This window comes from Ruegeria sp. C11 (assembly GCF_056537725.1).
The window spans coordinates 503676-519247 of record NZ_JBQFSB010000001.1 but is presented as its reverse complement, the minus strand read 5'-3'; the positions used below and the strand labels follow the sequence as shown (position 1 = coordinate 519247).

At 60.3% G+C, this 15572-nt stretch carries 16 protein-coding genes; 8 read left to right on the top strand and 8 right to left on the bottom strand.

The genetic code is table 11. The annotated features are described in order from the left end of the window. Nucleotides 1–86 precede the first annotated feature (86 nt). Nucleotides 87–1730, bottom strand: coding sequence for a CTP synthase (locus tag ACR0NA_RS02600; protein ID WP_480725810.1), 1644 nt, complete (start codon nucleotides 1728–1730; stop codon nucleotides 87–89). A 158-nt stretch (nucleotides 1731–1888) separates the two neighbouring features. Continuing rightward, complete coding sequence (gene secG, locus ACR0NA_RS02595; protein WP_480725809.1) at nucleotides 1889–2254, bottom strand: preprotein translocase subunit SecG; 366 nt, start codon at nucleotides 2252–2254, stop codon at nucleotides 1889–1891. Nucleotides 2255–2404: 150 nt separating this feature from the next. Here secG and nthA point away from each other — a divergent pair, with 150 nt between their 5' ends. The 5 genes from nthA (at nucleotide 2405) to ACR0NA_RS02570 (ending at nucleotide 5788) form a co-directional block, all read left to right on the top strand. Next, nucleotides 2405–3019, top strand: coding sequence for a nitrile hydratase subunit alpha (gene nthA / locus ACR0NA_RS02590; protein ID WP_480725808.1), 615 nt, complete (start codon nucleotides 2405–2407; stop codon nucleotides 3017–3019). Next, nucleotides 3016–3693 (top strand): nitrile hydratase subunit beta, encoded by a 678-nt coding sequence (gene nthB / locus ACR0NA_RS02585; RefSeq protein ID WP_480725807.1) that lies wholly within the window; start codon nucleotides 3016–3018, stop codon nucleotides 3691–3693. Before nthA ends, nthB begins: the two co-directional genes overlap by 4 nt. After that, a complete protein-coding gene (locus ACR0NA_RS02580; protein ID WP_480725806.1) occupies nucleotides 3690–4025 on the top strand; it encodes a nitrile hydratase accessory protein in 336 nt (111 codons plus the stop codon). The genes nthB and ACR0NA_RS02580 overlap by 4 nt, the downstream gene beginning before the upstream one ends. A 225-nt stretch (nucleotides 4026–4250) precedes the next feature. Further along, nucleotides 4251–5546, top strand: coding sequence for an adenylosuccinate synthase (locus ACR0NA_RS02575; RefSeq protein ID WP_480725805.1), 1296 nt, complete (start codon nucleotides 4251–4253; stop codon nucleotides 5544–5546). Beyond that, nucleotides 5546–5788 (top strand): DUF2842 domain-containing protein, encoded by a 243-nt coding sequence (locus ACR0NA_RS02570; RefSeq protein WP_480725804.1) that lies wholly within the window; start codon nucleotides 5546–5548, stop codon nucleotides 5786–5788. Before ACR0NA_RS02575 ends, ACR0NA_RS02570 begins: the two co-directional genes overlap by 1 nt. A 126-nt stretch (nucleotides 5789–5914) precedes the next feature. Here ACR0NA_RS02570 and rpiB read toward each other — a convergent pair whose 3' ends face one another. Together rpiB and ACR0NA_RS02560 are read right to left on the bottom strand one after the other, a co-directional pair. After that, nucleotides 5915–6364 (bottom strand): ribose 5-phosphate isomerase B, encoded by a 450-nt coding sequence (rpiB, locus tag ACR0NA_RS02565; protein WP_480725803.1) that lies wholly within the window; start codon nucleotides 6362–6364, stop codon nucleotides 5915–5917. A 239-nt stretch (nucleotides 6365–6603) separates the two neighbouring features. Further along, on the bottom strand, nucleotides 6604–8295 hold the full coding sequence (locus tag ACR0NA_RS02560; protein WP_480725802.1) for a hypothetical protein: 1692 nt from the start codon (nucleotides 8293–8295) through the stop codon (nucleotides 6604–6606). 122 nt (nucleotides 8296–8417) lie between these two features. Here ACR0NA_RS02560 and ACR0NA_RS02555 point away from each other — a divergent pair, with 122 nt between their 5' ends. Next, a complete protein-coding gene (locus ACR0NA_RS02555) occupies nucleotides 8418–9125 on the top strand; it encodes a thiamine diphosphokinase (RefSeq protein ID WP_480725801.1) in 708 nt (235 codons plus the stop codon). Here the strand turns inward: ACR0NA_RS02555 and ACR0NA_RS02550 are convergent. From ACR0NA_RS02550 to ACR0NA_RS02535, 4 genes are all read right to left on the bottom strand, one after another. Further along, nucleotides 9070–9978, bottom strand: coding sequence for a DMT family transporter (locus ACR0NA_RS02550; RefSeq protein ID WP_480725800.1), 909 nt, complete (start codon nucleotides 9976–9978; stop codon nucleotides 9070–9072). The genes ACR0NA_RS02555 and ACR0NA_RS02550 overlap by 56 nt on opposite strands. 51 nt (nucleotides 9979–10029) lie before the next feature. Next, on the bottom strand, nucleotides 10030–11403 hold the full coding sequence (locus ACR0NA_RS02545) for an L-serine ammonia-lyase (RefSeq protein WP_170651675.1): 1374 nt from the start codon (nucleotides 11401–11403) through the stop codon (nucleotides 10030–10032). A 1-nt stretch (nucleotide 11404) separates the two neighbouring features. After that, nucleotides 11405–12106 carry a glutathione S-transferase family protein gene (locus ACR0NA_RS02540; protein ID WP_480725799.1) on the bottom strand — a complete coding sequence of 234 codons (702 nt, stop codon included), beginning with the start codon at nucleotides 12104–12106 and terminating at the stop codon, nucleotides 11405–11407. A gap of 90 nt (nucleotides 12107–12196) precedes the next feature. Next, on the bottom strand, nucleotides 12197–12973 hold the full coding sequence (locus ACR0NA_RS02535; RefSeq protein WP_480725798.1) for a methyltransferase domain-containing protein: 777 nt from the start codon (nucleotides 12971–12973) through the stop codon (nucleotides 12197–12199). Nucleotides 12974–13100: 127 nt separating this feature from the next. Here ACR0NA_RS02535 and rpiA point away from each other — a divergent pair, with 127 nt between their 5' ends. Both rpiA and gor read left to right on the top strand, forming a co-directional pair. Further along, nucleotides 13101–13889 (top strand): ribose-5-phosphate isomerase RpiA, encoded by a 789-nt coding sequence (rpiA, locus tag ACR0NA_RS02530; RefSeq protein ID WP_480725797.1) that lies wholly within the window; start codon nucleotides 13101–13103, stop codon nucleotides 13887–13889. Nucleotides 13890–14175: 286 nt separating this feature from the next. Continuing rightward, complete coding sequence (gor, locus tag ACR0NA_RS02525) at nucleotides 14176–15534, top strand: glutathione-disulfide reductase (protein ID WP_480725796.1); 1359 nt, start codon at nucleotides 14176–14178, stop codon at nucleotides 15532–15534. The last annotated feature ends 38 nt before the right edge of the window (nucleotides 15535–15572 follow it).

Sequence of the window (15572 nt, the reverse complement as noted above, 5' to 3'; positions counted from 1 at the left end):
TTTGCCAACAGTTAACCCCCATGACAGGGCATTGCGTAGAAGTTTTTTTGCGTGCGCCGTCACTTTGCGGTGACGACATGCCCGGATCAGACCAGACGCGACGTGTCCTTGGCCGCGCGCACGAAGTCCTTGAACAGGGGGTGCGGATCGAAAGGTTTGGATTTCAGCTCGGGGTGGTACTGGACGCCGATGAACCACGGGTGATCCGACCATTCGACGATTTCCGGCAGGCGGCCATCCGGTGACATGCCGGAGAAGTTCAGGCCAGCGGCCTCAAGCTTGTCGCGGTACTTGATATCCACCTCATAGCGGTGGCGGTGGCGTTCCTCGATGCTGGTGCCGCCATACACCTCGGCCACTTTCGAGCCTTCGCCCAGAACCGCGTCATAGGCGCCCAGACGCATGGTGCCGCCTTTGTCGTCACCCACTTTGCGTTCGACCTTGTGGTTACCCTGCACCCATTCCTTGAGGTGATAAACAACTGGCTCAAAACGTTTTTTACCGGATTCGTGGTCGAATTCCTCGGACCCTGCTTCGGTGATGCCGGCGGCGTTCCGGGCGGCTTCGATCACGGCCATCTGCATGCCCAGACAGATCCCCAGATAGGGCACCTTGTGTTCGCGCGCATATTGGGCGGCCTTGATCTTGCCTTCGGTACCACGCTCGCCAAATCCGCCTGGGACGAGGATGGCGTGGAAACCTTCCAGATGTGGCGCGGCGTCTTCTGTGTCGAAGATTTCGGCATCCACCCATTCGACCTTGACCCTGACCCGGTTGGCCATGCCGCCATGGGTCAGCGCCTCGGCAATCGATTTATAGGCATCTTCCAGTTGGGTGTACTTGCCGACGATGGCAACCTTCACTTCGCCTTCGGCGTTGTGGATACGGTCGCTGACATCTTCCCATTTGGCCAGATCGGGTTTGGGGGCGGGGCTAATCTGGAACGCGTCCAGAACCGCCTGATCCAACCCTTCCTTGTGATAGGCCAGCGGGGCGTCGTAGATGGTGGATAGGTCCTGCGCCGCGATCACGCTGTCAGGGCGCACGTTGCAGAACAGGGCCAGCTTTTCGCGTTCCTTTTTAGGGATCGGCCCTTCGGAGCGGCAGACCAGAATGTCGGGGGCCAGACCGATCGAGCGCAGCTCTTTCACCGAGTGCTGGGTCGGCTTGGTTTTCAGCTCGCCCGACGCCTTGATGTAGGGCAGCAGCGTCAGGTGCATGAAAATACACTGACCGCGCGGCTTGTCCTGACTGAACTGACGGATGGCTTCAAAAAAGGGCAGGCCCTCGATATCGCCGACGGTGCCGCCTATCTCACACAGCATGAAATCGACCTCATCCTCGCCGATGGCGATGAAATCCTTGATCTCGTTGGTAACGTGCGGAATGACCTGAATGGTCTTGCCGAGGTAGTCGCCGCGACGTTCCTTTTCCAGCACGTTTGAGTAGATGCGGCCGGAACTGACCGAGTCTGTCTTGCGCGCCGCAACCCCGGTAAAGCGTTCGTAGTGGCCAAGGTCCAGATCGGTTTCCGCGCCATCATCGGTAACGAACACTTCGCCATGTTCGAACGGCGACATGGTGCCGGGATCGACGTTCAGATAGGGGTCCAGCTTGCGCAGACGGACCGAATATCCGCGTGCCTGCAACAGCGCGCCCAGGGCCGCCGAGGCCAGTCCTTTACCCAAGGACGAAACCACACCACCAGTGATGAAAATAAATCGCGCCATGTTTTCGGCTGCTCCCGTGAGACGTCAAAATCAGCTGCCCGACGGTTCCGAAAAACCGCTGCATCACGGGACTTCACATATAAAGGATTCGCGCCAATAGCGCAAGAGAACCGCAAGATGCTGTTGCAGTTCTCTTTTAAGTTTCTAGGTCTAGTGGATCAGTCGGCCTGCGGAATCAGCGGCGCGTTGTCGCCCTGTGTCGGAGGCAGCAGATCATCCGCCGACGGAACCGCCGGTGTGCTTTCTTCGGTCGCCGCAGGTGCCGGAACGCCCAGACGGTCGATCACCGAGCTGCCTGCGGATTTTTGCGCGGCCAGAATGGTCATGGTGATGGACGTCACGATGAAACACGCCGCCAGAATCCAGGTCACCTTACCCAGAGCGGTCGCTGCGGCACGCCCGCTCATGGCGCCGCCACCGCCGCCGCCCATGCCCAGGCCGCCCCCTTCGGACCGCTGCATCAGAACAACGGCAATCAGGCCAAGGGCCAAAAGGAGATGGATGATGAGAATGACGTTTTCCATGGTCTTCCTGCAGAGCGTGGCGTGTATCGCGTGGTATCTATGCAAGTTTGCAGGCAGGAGCAAGGGAGGAGTTGGCATCACGACCCGTGATTACCAGCATCACACCAAAGGGGCTGGACAGCAGGGGCCGAGGTCGCGCAGGCTGCGGCCATGCCTCATGACGATCACGACCATCCGCACGCCCTTCTACCGCCCGAACCCGCACTTCGCGTCAAGGCGCTGGAAACGATTCTGACCCGCAAGGGGCTGATCGACCCGGCGGCGCTGGACGAGATTATCGATACCTATGAAAACAAGATCGGCCCACAGAACGGCGCACGTGTTGTTGCCCGGGCCTGGGTGGACCCGGAATTCAGGCAGGCGCTGCTGGCGGATGCGACAGCTGTGGTGTCCGAGCTGGGATATTATGGCCGGCAGGGCGAACATATGGTTGTCGTCGAAAACACGCCCGATCAGCACAACATGGTCGTCTGCACCTTATGCAGTTGTTATCCATGGCCGCTGCTCGGTATTCCGCCCGGCTGGTACAAATCGGACGCATATCGCGCCCGCGCCGTGCGCGAACCCCGCAAAGTGCTGGCCGAGTTCGGAGTGACCCTGCCCAAAGACAGTTCGGTTCGTGTCTGGGATTCAACCGCCGAGATTCGCTATCTGGTATTGCCGATGCGTCCTGAGGGAACCGATGACCTGAGCGAAGATGAACTGGCCGCGCTGGTGACCCGCGACAGCATGATCGGAACCGGCTTGCCCAAGGTGCCATCATGACCCGTGTTCATGACATGGGCGGGCGGTTCGGTGACGGCGCAATTCATCCCGAATCCGAAGATGATCCGGTTTTTGCCGAGGACTGGCACGCGCGGGCATTGGCGGTGACGTTGGCCGCCGGCGCGCTGGGGCAGTGGAACATAGACGTGTCGCGCCATGCACGCGAACGGTTGTCACCGAAGGATTACACACGGTTTTCCTATTACGAAAAGTGGATTTCCGCACTGGCTGATCTGCTGGTGGAAAAGGGCGTTCTGACTTTGGACGACCTGCGCGGATCAGAGAGCGATCAGCCACACCCTCTGTCGTCGAAGGCCATGAAGGCGGCAGCGGTTGCCGGGGTTCTGGCCAAAGGCGGTCCGGCAGATCGCGCGGAAGGACCTGAACCGCTGTTTTCCGCCGGACAGGCCGTGCGTGCACGCATTCCATCAGACAACGCACTGGTGACGGGTGGTCATACCCGTCTGCCGCAATATGCCGCTGGTGCGTTGGGATATGTCTATCGGCTGCACGGGACACACGTCTTTCCCGACAGCAATGCGCATGGGCTGGGAGAGGCGCCCGAGCCGCTCTATGCCGTGCGCTTTCATGCGCGTGAGCTGTGGGCGCATCCGGAGCATCCCGACGATGAGGTCGTGCTGGACCTCTGGCAAAGCTATCTGGAGCCCGCATGACCGCGTGCCCTACCCACTCCGCACCCGAACCGGTTTTCGAACAGCCATGGCATGCGCAGGTCTTTGCGCTGACAGTTGCATTGAACGAAGCCGGGCGCTTTGACTGGCCCGACTGGGCGGCCAGGTTTTCGGACACACTGGCCCGTCATGGCCTCGCGCGCGAACTGGATGGCGGTGACGATTATTTTCAGGCCTGGCTGGAAACATTGGAATCACTTCTGGCCGAGTGGGGGGATGCCGCGCCGGATGACGTATCGACGCTGCGTACGGCGTGGGAGGATGCGTATCTGACGACACCGCATGGCAAGCCCGTCCGTCTGACGCAGCAGTAAAGAGGGGGCTCTGCCCCCGCCGCCCTTGTGTGCCTCCGCGGAGTATTTTCAGCCAGATGAACAGGGGAACCGCACTTCATCTGGCCCAAAATATTCCCGCCGTAGGCATCGTGCGTAGCGCGATTGTAAACAAGTTGGTCAGTTGCGTCCGAATTACCGGTTTCCCTGCCGCGATCACCTCGTTATATCACCCGGGTTTGATAGTTCAGCGCAAAAGGACCGGATATGGCCAATGTGGTTGTTGTCGGCGCCCAGTGGGGCGACGAAGGAAAAGGCAAGATCGTCGACTGGCTCAGCGAGCGGGCGGATGTGATCGCGCGTTTTCAGGGCGGGCACAATGCCGGTCATACGCTGGTCATTGACGGTGAGGTATACAAGTTGAACGCGCTTCCGTCGGGTGTTGTGCGCGGCGGCAAGCTGAGTGTGATCGGGAACGGTGTTGTGCTGGATCCCTGGCATCTGGTGGGCGAGATCGGATCGATCCGCAAGCAGGGGGTCGAGATCACGCCCGAAACACTGATGATCGCGGAAAACACACCGCTGATTCTGCCGATTCATGGCGAGTTGGACCGGGCGCGGGAAGAGGCTGCCAGCAAAGGCACCAAGATCGGCACCACCGGTCGGGGCATTGGCCCGGCGTACGAGGATAAGGTGGGTCGCCGTTCGGTACGCGTGGCGGATCTGGCTGATGACGCAACCCTTGAGGCGCGTGTGGACCGGGCGCTGCAGCATCACGATCCACTGCGCAAGGGTCTGGGAATCGAGCCGGTCGACCGCGACGCGCTGATCGCGCAGCTGAAGGAGATCGCTCCGCAGATTCTGCCTTTTGCCGCACCGGTCTGGAAAGTGCTGAACGAAAAGCGCAAGGCGGGCAAGCGTATCCTGTTCGAAGGGGCGCAGGGCGCATTGTTGGATATTGATTTCGGAACATATCCGTTTGTGACGTCTTCCAACGTGATTGCCGGGCAGGCGGCGACCGGGGTTGGTATAGGACCGGGCTCGGTCGATTTCGTGCTTGGGATCGTCAAGGCCTATACCACTCGGGTGGGTGAGGGGCCGTTCCCGACCGAGCTGGATGACGAGGACGGTCATCGTCTTGGCACCCGCGGGCATGAGTTCGGCACTGTGACCGGTCGTAAGCGCCGGTGTGGCTGGTTCGACGCCTGTCTTGTGCGCCAGACCTGTGCGACCAGCGGTGTGAATGGCATTTCCCTGACCAAGCTGGACGTTCTGGACGGTTTCGAGACCCTGAAAATCTGCGTGGCATATGAACTGGACGGCGAGCGTCTGGATTATCTGCCGACAGCCGCTGACCAGCAGGCCCGCTGTAAGCCGATCTATGAAGAGATGCCGGGTTGGAGCGAATCCACCGAAGGCGCGCGCAGCTGGGCTGAACTGCCGGCAAATGCCATCAAATACGTGCGGCGGGTCGAGGAACTGATCGAATGCCCGGTTGCATTGCTGTCGACCAGCCCGGAGCGGGAGGACACCATTCTTGTGACCGACCCGTTTGCCGACTGATGGGCGAGGATGAAAAGAAGGGCCTGAGTTACAAGGCCCGGCGGCGTTGGTCGCTGGTGATCCTCTTGCTTGGTCTGCCACTTTATATTGTGGCGGTTGTGACAGTTGTGAACTGGCTGGACCGCCCGCCGCTGTGGCTTGAATTCGTTGTCTATGTCGTGCTGGGGATTCTTTGGATTCTGCCGTTCAAGTTCGTGTTTCGCGGCGTTGGCAAGGAAGACCCGGACCAGAATACGGACTAACTGCAACCGGTATATGCCGATTACCGCACCTGCCTGCCTTCGAAAGCAACGGGTTTCCTGAGCAGGTGCGGTGGTCAGCGTGATACGGTTGTGCCGGACATGGCCCGGAGGGCTCCGGAGAACGGGTTACGCTTCGGGTGTTTCGATCATCGCGACCCGCGTCGCGTGCCGACCGCCTTCGAAGGTGGCGCTCAGGAAGGCGTCTACGATCTCAATCGCCAGCCCTTCTCCCACCACGCGCGCACCGATCGAAAGCATGTTGGCGTCGTTGTGCTGGCGGATCATGCGGGCCGAGAACGTGTCGGTACAGACACCGCAGCGAACGCCCGCCACCTTGTTGGCCGCCATCATGATGCCCTGGCCGGTACCGCAAAGAACGATGCCAAGCTGGCAATCGCCCGAGGCTACCAGCTGCGCCGCGGCGTGGCCGTGTTTGGGATAGTGCGTGCTTTCGGGTGTTACAGGTCCGATGTCGACCACTTCCCAGCCTTGTGCGCCGATATGATTGGCGATGACCTGCCGGAGCTGAATAGCGGCATGGTCGCTTGAGAGGGCGATACGGTGGTTGGCTGGCATGAGAGGAACTCTTTGGTTCGTCACGGCGGTTTGGCCGTAACAGGTTGGGTGGTTGTTTCGCCGGTATTACCGTTTCGGACGGAAACGGAAGAAATCTGCCCGGCATTTCGCCCCGGCCCAATTCCACATTCGGGCTGCGGCATCAAGGTGACAAAACCGACCGGCAGGTAAGAGTGCATGGAAAATGACAAGGGCCAGAGAAAACCTCTGGCCCTTGTCATTCAGAACATTTGGGTTGCTCAGCCGGCGGCGCGTTTGTCGTCCGGGCGGAAACCGATCTGGGTGGAGGCGGCGAAGCGGCCACCGCCTGCCTTTTCAATCTTGCCGTCGCGCAGAAGCTGGCCGAACGAGCGCAGGCTTTCCTCGCGGTTGAAGTCGTCCTGCTTGAGCGCGCGTATCTTGTTCATCAGCTGCGGACGCGAGAACTGTTCCTGCCCTTCGATGAAGGAAAGATAGGCGGCTGCCGCTTCAAGCAGGTCAGGCAGGGATTGCGCCCCCTGTTCCTTGGCAAAGTGGGCAAAACCACCATCGCGGGATTCGCCGGCATCATCTTCGGTGGTGACGCGGCGCGGCACGACCGGGCCTGCGTCGGCCTCTTCCGTGTCGATCCGCTGCTCTGCCACCAGTTTGAGCGGCATTGCACTGTCGGATTCGGGACGCAGGCTGGTCACTTCGATTTCCGGACGGCGCGGGCTGACGACCGAAGCAAGATCATCGCGATACTCTTCGTCCGTCTGGTGGGCGTCGGCACCGTCGGTCTTTTCGGCCTCGGTTGCCGCGACCGCTGCGCGCAGATGCGAATAGGTTTCGCGATTGCCGCTGGTGTCGGGGTCTTCCATCCGCTCGTCAGCTTTGACCAGCAGGCGCGACACGTCCTCTTCGACTTCCGGTTCGCTGCGCTGTGCGGATTGCGTGGACAGGTGCGCTTCAACGTCGGACAACTGGTCCAGAAGGCGGATTTCGTCTTCGGCGGTCAGGAAACCGGCGGCCGGATGCAGGTCGTCCTTGGCTTCATCCTGAGCGTCAGATGCCTCGTCTTCGTCCTCGTCCATAATATTGCGGATGTCATCTTCTTCCGCATCTGTTTCCTCGGCATCATCTTCAGAGGTTTCGTCGAGATCCGAAAACAGAACGGTGTCCTGTGTTTCGGGCTCCTCTTCGTACTCTTCCTGAACATCTTCGGGCTGAGGCTGAGCGGCATGAACTTCGGCGGGTTCCTCGACCTCTTCCGGTGTAACCTCAGATTCATCCTCAACAGGCGCCGCCTCTTCGGCAGACGGAGGGGTTTGTTCGGCTTCGAAGTCCACCGCACTCAGCGCGCCTGCTTCGAAGGCGGCCGAGATCGCATCCTTCGGCGCTTCCTGAGGGGCATGGAAGCCGGTGTCGAGATCTTCGGAATACCCTTCGGCGCTGTCGTCCGAATGCGAAACGACGGCGCGGATGCGCTGCAGTTTGGCGGCGATGCTGTCTGCCGCGGGGGGAGGCAGATCATCAACGTGTTCAGCTACAGGGATTGCATCGGCGGGGGGGGGCGCCGAGGCGGAGTTGACGACGGTCAGGTCCGGCGATGCTGCCGGAGGGGTGGTGGCAGCGGGGGGAACTGCCTGTGCTTGCGGCGCGGTAGGGGCCGCAGGTGGTTGCGGGGTCTGTGCGGTTACGGCAGGCTGAGGCGTATCCTCGGTCGCGCGCAAAAGCAGGCCGCTTTCGCTTTGACTGGCTTCGACGCGGCGCGAGGCGTCGCGCTGTGCGATACGGGTCAGCATTTCGGCGTCTGGCTGAGGCGGCTCGGATCCGAAATAGCGGTCATCTGCCGCCAGATCCCGGAAATATTCGGCAATCGCCTTCATCGTCTCAAATGAATCGTCGAACCCTTCCAAAGTGCACGAGAATGTTCCGTATGAGACGGTCAATACCTTGTTGTTCTGTACCATCAGACGCACGTCCTTTACAAACTACAGAGCCGTGCCACCCGAAGCCGGGCGTCAGAATCGACTCGAAACTTTGTAAATCAACGTATCATTTTGTGGTCTCAATGTGTCCAAATCCGGATAAAATGGTCAATGTGTCGAAAAATGACGCGATTGTATGCTCAGATGGGCCAATTTCGCTGGTTGGCGGGGGGCATATCGGACCTGATGACCTGAATCTGGCGCTGAAACACACCGACCGGGTGGTGGCGGCTGACGGAGGGGCAGAGGTGATTCTGGAGTCAGGCCGTGTTCCCGACGCGGTGATTGGCGACTTTGATTCGCTGCGGCCCGATCTGAAAGACCGGATTCCGACGGATCGTTTGTTTCCGATCAGTGAACAGGACAGCACCGATTTTGACAAAGCCCTGCGCAGTATCGAAACCCCGCTTGTGCTGGGGGTCGGGTTTCTGGGCGCGCGGGTGGACCATCAGCTTGCGGTGTTCAACACGATGATCCGATTGCAGGATCGGTCTTGCATATTGCTGGGCGAGCGCGAGGTCATCTTTCATGCGCCACCGCGTATTGCATTGAAGATCGAACCGCAGAGCACGGTTTCATTGTTTCCATTTCGTCGCGTAACCGGGACAAGCCAGGGGTTGGAATGGCCCATAGACCAGCTGGTTCTGGAACCGGACGGTCAGGTTGGTACTTCGAACCGGGCGCTATCTGACGTCGCGCTTGAAGTGGACGGACCGGGCTTGTTGGTGATGGTGCCACGCAGCGCGTTGGAAGAGGTCATGCGGGCGTTTCTGTCGGGCCGGTGCGGGCGGTGGCCCGCTCGCGCAGAATGACATAGAGCCCCGCGGCAATGGTGATGCAGATGCCGACGGCCGCCAGCCCGTTCGGCAGGTCGTGAAAGATCAGCCAGCCAAACAGGGTGGCGACGGGGATTTCCAGATATTGCATCGGCGCAAGCGTAGCCGAAGGCGCATAGCGCAGCGACCATGTCATGAGCAGATGGGCGACAGTCCCGATCACTCCGATCCCCAGCAGCAGCCAGATGACGACACTGTCGACGGGGGGCAACAGGGATTGGCCCTGTTCGGGCTGATATGCCAGAACCGGCAGCAGCATGACCGAAGCCATTACCCCCGAAACGGCCTGCAGAGAGATCGGGTCGGTTTCTTTTGCCAGCTTGCGCGTCACCAGCATGAACAGGGCAAAGACCACCGCCACAAGAAGGGGCAGCAGGGCGGGTGCGCCGACCTCGGAAAAGCTGGGCTGGATGACCAGCAGCGTACCGGCGAAACCCACGACGCAGGCCCAAAGACGACGGTGGCCGACCTCTTCGTCCAGCACGTATTTGCCCAGAAGCAGCATGATGAACGGCATCACGAAGGCAATGGCGATTGTATCGGCGAGTGGCAGATATTTCAGAGCCGCAAACATGGCGCTGATACCGATGATGTGCAGGACCGTGCGCAGGGCGACAAGACCCAGCGCGCGCGCGGGCATGTGCCAGGGGCGCGCAGTCAGTATCACCAAAGGCACCAAAATGGCCGCCTGAATGACGAACCGGGCAAACACAAGCGGTCCCAGCGGCATGGTTCCGCCCAGCACTTTGGCCAGCGCGTCGCCAAGCGGCGCGAGAACGCAAAAGCCGAGCATCAGCAAAATGCCGAGAAAGGGACGATCCTGAGTCATAAGGGGCACGCTATGTCAGCGCGCCCCTGCTGGAAAGACCGAATGAGAAACTCAGCAGTTGGGAACGTTAACCGCCAGGCCGCCGAGCGAGGTTTCCTTGTACCTCTCGTGCATATCGTGACCGGTCTGACGCATGGTTTCGATAGCGGAATCGAGCGGTACGAAATGCTGTCCGTCGCCGCGCAGCGCCAGTGATGCGGCCGAAACCGCCTTGATCGCGGCAAGGCCGTTGCGTTCGATGCAGGGCACCTGCACCAGCCCGGCCACCGGATCGCAGGTCATGCCAAGATGATGCTCAAGTGCGATCTCGGCGGCGTTTTCTACCTGTTCCGGTGTACCACCCATGACGGCGCACAGCCCGGCGGCGGCCATGGCCGAAGCGCTGCCGACCTCGGCCTGACAACCCGCTTCGGCCCCCGAGATCGAGGCGTTGTATTTGATCAGTCCGCCAATGGCGGCGGCGGTCAGCAGGAAATCCTCGACATGGCTTTCGGACGCACCGGGAACGTGATCGAGGTAATAGCGCAAAACCGCAGGCATGGTGCCCGCCGCGCCGTTGGTCGGGGCGGTGACGACCTGACCACCAGCGGCGTTTTCCTCGTTCACGGCCATGGCGTAAACGCTCATCCAGTCGTTGATGGTGTGCGGAGCGTTCAGGTTCATGCCGCGTTCGGCCAAAAGGGCCTCGTGAATGCCCTTGGCGCGGCGGCGGACGTTCAGGCCGCCGGGCAGGATGCCGTCGGTGGACAGGCCGCGTTCGATGCAGCCGTTCATCACCTCCCACAGGCGTGCCGTGCCTTTGGCAAAACTGTTGGGGCAGCCGCGCGCGATTTCGTTTTCGCGCTTCATCTGGGCAATGCTTTTCCCGCTTTCCTTGGCCATTTCGAGCATCTGCGCGGCGGAGGTGAAGGGGTAGGGTACGGACGGGCCGTCATTGGTGTCCTTGCCCTCGGCCAGTTCTTCCTCGGTCAGGACAAAGCCGCCGCCGACCGAGTAATAGACCTGCCTCAGGATCACGTCGCCCTGTGCGTCGGTAGCCATGAGGATCATGCCGTTTGCGTGGCCGGGCAGTGTCTGGTCGTAATCAAAGATCAGATCGGCCTTGGGATCGAATTTGAGCGTCGGCAGACCTTCGGGCGTGACAGAATGGGTTTCGGCAATCGCCGCCAGCGCCGCCTCGGCCTTGTCGTTGTCATAGGTGTCGGGCACGAACCCGGCGAGGCCAAGGATGGTGGCGCGGTCCGTGGCGTGGCCCACGCCGGTAAAGGCCAGCGAGCCGTGCAGCGATCCTTTGAGGCCCGCAAATTCGAAAGGCGAGGCGCGCATCAGGTCAAGAAACCGCGCAGCCGCAACCATCGGCCCCATTGTGTGTGACGAGGAGGGGCCGACGCCCACTTTGAACATATCGAAAACTGAGAGGAACATCTTAGGTTGCTGAGCCTTCTGGAGGGGTGGCGTAGGTGGGCGATGTGAACGGTGTAACCCCGAGCCCCTCGGCGCCAATCGCGGCGCGGGTTGCGGGGCGGGTTTCCAACTGCATCAGGATCTTCTGCAGATATGGGGTGTCGGCAAGCTGATACCAACTGCGGTCCGTCTTTGCCGGATATAATGCCATCCACCGCATCATGCAGGCAAGATACCAGGTCAGAACCGACGGTTCGTCTGCGTTCAGCCACGAGGGTGCGCGTTTGGCCTCGGCTTCCAACAGTTTGAGGTGTTGCCGCAGCCGGGGCCGGATGCCTGCCCGCAGGGTTTCGGCCTGCGAGGGGTCGATGTATTTTTCGGCATAAAACAGGATGCGCAGATCGGCGTGCACCGTGTTCGAGGCAAAGAAGAGCCATTTGAGGAACGCCGCGCGTTCGGTGCTTTCCGGCGGTGGGGCCATGTGCCCGTGCGTGTCTGCCAGCCACAGCAGAATGGCGGCGGTTTCGAATATCGGGCCGTGCGGCGTTTCCAGCACCGGGATCAGACCGTTTGGATTGAGCGCACGATAGGCCGCGCTGTCCTGCTCGTAATTACGCCGATCCACCAGAACGGTTTCGTAGGGCAGGCCCATCTCTTCCATCACCAGCCGGATCACCAGCGAGGCGTTGTCAGGGGCGTAGTGAAGGCGATAGCGCGTATCCATACCGCCTGTTTAAGGGGCGCGGTCGATTCACAAAGCCTTGATTGCGACGTTTCCAATCGGAAACGCGTATTTTGGGGATATGTTTCGCTGTCAGGGTTTGCGGGCGACCCAGATGAAATGAGTGATGGACATGAAAAAACGCCCCTGTTCAGCAAGGCTGTGCTGTTCGTGGGACCATGCGTTGGTTTCTTCTTCGGACATATGGCCGTTCTGTATCGCGTAGGCACTCATCAGTCGCATTATCATCTGAGCTTGCCCGTCGGGTCGCAGCGTTGTGTCGCAAAACACCAATGGCTCGACCCGGTCGGCTTCGAAACCGCATTCGCGCAATTTTTCAGGAAGGATCGCAGGAACGCAGCGGTCGGCAAGGTGCAGGTCCCAGATTTCGATCATGCGTGACATTCGATCAGGGTGCGCGCTGTGCCAGCACAGCGTGTCCCAGTGCATATCTCCAATGACAAGCCTGCCGCCCGGGCGCAGAACCCGATACAGTTCGCGAAGCGCAGGGCGGGCGTCAGAGAAATACTCGAAAACCTGAAGGGAAACCGCCTTGTCGAATTCATTTTCGGCAAAGGGAAGGTTTTCGGCGGTTCCCTCGATCAGGTCGATTGTGTCGAATTCGGCGCATCGGGCGCGCGCGGCGGACAGCATGTCGTCGCTTGGATCGAGACCAACGACCCTGCCACCAGCGCCCACCGCACGCGCCAGTTCGATCGACAGCAAGCCGTTGCCGCAACCAAGGTCAAGGATGGTATCGCCCGGGACCGGAGAGAGCGCCCTTAGATTGGCGGCGCGGCGGCGGGTCACGTCCGCGCCCTGATAGGCGTTATCCAGCAGGCGTGTGGTGGCTTCGTCGAATTGCAGCATGTATTGCCCCCTACGGGAAAGGATACCGAATTTTCCGGGTTTCGAGAAGGAAACCGCCCGCGGCCCCCTCGCGCAGGGAAGGCAGTTTGCATATAAGGGCACAAATACTGCTTTCTGCGAGGCTGCCATGACCGGAGAACTGTCCCCCATCGACAATGCCAAATACGTCAGCGCAAGGCGCGCCGCCGACATGGTCGAAGACGGGATGCGCGTAGGGTTGGGCACCGGATCAACAGCGGCCTGGCTGGTGCGTCGTCTGGGCGAAAGGGTGCGTGACGAAGGGCTGCGGATCAGGGGGGTGCCGACATCAACCCGCACGGCACAACTGGCGCGTGAGGTCGGGATCGAGGTTGTTTCGCTGGATCAGGCGGGATGGCTGGATATCACCATTGATGGCGCGGATGAGTTCGATGGTGAACTGAACCTGATCAAGGGTGGCGGCGGGGCGCTGTTGCAGGAAAAGATCGTGGCCACCGCCAGCGACATGATGGTGGTGATCGCCGATGCCGGGAAAGAGGTTGAAACGCTGGGGGCGTTCCCGCTGCCGGTCGAGGTGATCCCTTTTGGCTGGCAGACCACGCGGTCGCTGATCGAGGAAACGCTGGATTCGATGGACGTGCTGGGTAGCTCGGCGGCGCTGCGGATGAATGGCGAGGCGCCGTTCGTAACCGATGAAGGCAACCACATTCTGGACCTGCATCTGCAACGGATCGGCAACGCACGCCAGTTGGCGCTGGTTCTGAACCAAATCCCCGGCATCGTGGAAAACGGTCTGTTCATCGACATCTGCGATCGGGTCGTCATCGGCCACGGCGATGGCCGGGTCGAGCTGCGCGACATCAACGAAGGCACGATCGAGCTGGACCGGCTGGGAGAAGAAAACAACGACAACCTGTTTTCGGACCTGAAGGATTGACGCTTGTATAATAACCGACGTTTTGTCTGCGGGAAGCGCAAGGCAGGCGTATATTTCGCGAGCATTTTCGTTATGTGGACTCGGGCTTTTGGAATTTCCGTTGAAACGGATACCGCAACGCATATGTGACCAGTTCATCTACGCGCTGCACCAGTATCGGCCGGATTTGGACGCCCCATGGCAGGATCAAATCGATCGCCGGAAGGTACTGGACAGTGGCGCGCGATGAGTTACACCCCTTGCAAGGCTATGTAGCGCTTGCGGAAATATGGAAGAGGCAGGGTAAATGAGCTTTGATTACGATCTGTTCGTCATCGGTGGCGGCTCGGGCGGAGTACGCGCCGCGCGTGTGGCGGCAGGGGAAAACGGGGCCAAGGTGGCGCTGGCCGAAGAAGACCGCTATGGCGGCACCTGCGTAATCCGCGGCTGCGTGCCGAAAAAGCTGATGGTCTTTGCCAGTGAATATTCCGGAATGGTCGAGGATGCACAGGCGTATGGCTGGGATGTCAAACCGGGTGCGTTCGACTGGACTGCTTTCCGCGGCAAACTCCATGCCGAGCTGGACCGGCTGGAAGGCGTCTATCGCAACATCCTCAAAAACAACGGCGTCGAAAGCTTTGATCAGCGTGCGCGTCTGGTCGATCCGCATACGGTCGAGTTGGCCGATGGCACACGAAAGACTGCCAAGCATATCCTGATCGCAACGGGCGGCCGTCCGGTCGTGCCAGAGTTTCCGGGCTCGGAACTGGCGATCACCTCGAACGAGATTTTCCATCTGGACAAGCTGCCGGGGTCGATGCTGATCGTTGGCGGTGGCTATATCGCCAGTGAATTCGCGGGCATCATGAACGGTATGGGGGTCGAGACCACCCAGTTCTATCGCGGCGCTCAGATTCTGCGCGGTTTCGACGAAGAAGCCCGCGGATTGATCTGTGAAGAGATGCGCCAGAACGGTGTCGACGTTCATCTAGGCACCAACGTGCTGGAGATGGCGAAAGACGGGGACAAGATCCGTGTGAAGGCCACGGATGGCACCGAACGACTGTTCGACGTCGTGATGTATGCCACGGGCCGTTCGCCCAATGCGGACGATTTGGGGCTGGAAGAGATCGGGGTCGAGAGGGGCCGTAAGGGCGAGATCGTCGTGGACGAATACAGCCAGACCGGCGTGCCCTCGATTTATGCTATCGGTGACGTGACTGACCGGGTGAACCTGACCCCGGTTGCGATCCGCGAAGGCATGGCCTTTGTCGAAACCGTGTTCAAAGCCAACCCGACGCCGGTTGATCACGAGCTGATCCCGACGGCGATCTTTACGCAGCCGGAAATGGGAACCGTGGGCCTGAGCGAAGAGGACGCGGCGGCGCAGGAGCCGATTGAGGTTTATGCGACCTCTTTCAAGCCGATGCAGCAATCCTTTGCCGGACGGTCGCAGCGTGTGTTGATGAAACTGATCGTCAGCAAGGCGACGCGCAAAGTACTGGGCTGCCATATCGTGGCGCCGGGTGCGGGCGAAATGATCCAATTGGCCGGAATTGCGGTCAAGATGGGTGCAACCAAGGAAGATTTCGACCGGACCGTGGCCGTTCATCCGGTCATGGCCGAGGAATTGGTTACAATGCGGCAACCTGTACGCAGCGCTTGATTTGCAAGCTGGCGTACACACGTTACAAGTGACTTCGT

Bases quoted from the DNA above. Each gene is read 5' to 3' on its own strand.
- ACR0NA_RS02600 (WP_480725810.1), bottom strand. From the start codon at position 1,730: ATGGCGCGATTTATTTTCATCACTGGTGGTGTGGTTTCGTCCTTGGGT.
- secG (WP_480725809.1), bottom strand. From the start codon at position 2,254: ATGGAAAACGTCATTCTCATCATCCATCTCCTTTTGGCCCTTGGCCTG.
- nthA (WP_480725808.1), top strand. From the start codon at position 2,405: ATGCCTCATGACGATCACGACCATCCGCACGCCCTTCTACCGCCCGAA.
- nthB (WP_480725807.1), top strand. From the start codon at position 3,016: ATGACCCGTGTTCATGACATGGGCGGGCGGTTCGGTGACGGCGCAATT.
- ACR0NA_RS02580 (WP_480725806.1), top strand. From the start codon at position 3,690: ATGACCGCGTGCCCTACCCACTCCGCACCCGAACCGGTTTTCGAACAG.
- ACR0NA_RS02575 (WP_480725805.1), top strand. From the start codon at position 4,251: ATGGCCAATGTGGTTGTTGTCGGCGCCCAGTGGGGCGACGAAGGAAAA.
- ACR0NA_RS02570 (WP_480725804.1), top strand. From the start codon at position 5,546: ATGGGCGAGGATGAAAAGAAGGGCCTGAGTTACAAGGCCCGGCGGCGT.
- rpiB (WP_480725803.1), bottom strand. From the start codon at position 6,364: ATGCCAGCCAACCACCGTATCGCCCTCTCAAGCGACCATGCCGCTATT.
- ACR0NA_RS02560 (WP_480725802.1), bottom strand. From the start codon at position 8,295: ATGGTACAGAACAACAAGGTATTGACCGTCTCATACGGAACATTCTCG.
- ACR0NA_RS02555 (WP_480725801.1), top strand. From the start codon at position 8,418: ATGGTCAATGTGTCGAAAAATGACGCGATTGTATGCTCAGATGGGCCA.
- ACR0NA_RS02550 (WP_480725800.1), bottom strand. From the start codon at position 9,978: ATGACTCAGGATCGTCCCTTTCTCGGCATTTTGCTGATGCTCGGCTTT.
- ACR0NA_RS02545 (WP_170651675.1), bottom strand. From the start codon at position 11,403: ATGTTCCTCTCAGTTTTCGATATGTTCAAAGTGGGCGTCGGCCCCTCC.
- ACR0NA_RS02540 (WP_480725799.1), bottom strand. From the start codon at position 12,106: ATGGATACGCGCTATCGCCTTCACTACGCCCCTGACAACGCCTCGCTG.
- ACR0NA_RS02535 (WP_480725798.1), bottom strand. From the start codon at position 12,973: ATGCTGCAATTCGACGAAGCCACCACACGCCTGCTGGATAACGCCTAT.
- rpiA (WP_480725797.1), top strand. From the start codon at position 13,101: ATGACCGGAGAACTGTCCCCCATCGACAATGCCAAATACGTCAGCGCA.
- gor (WP_480725796.1), top strand. From the start codon at position 14,176: ATGAGCTTTGATTACGATCTGTTCGTCATCGGTGGCGGCTCGGGCGGA.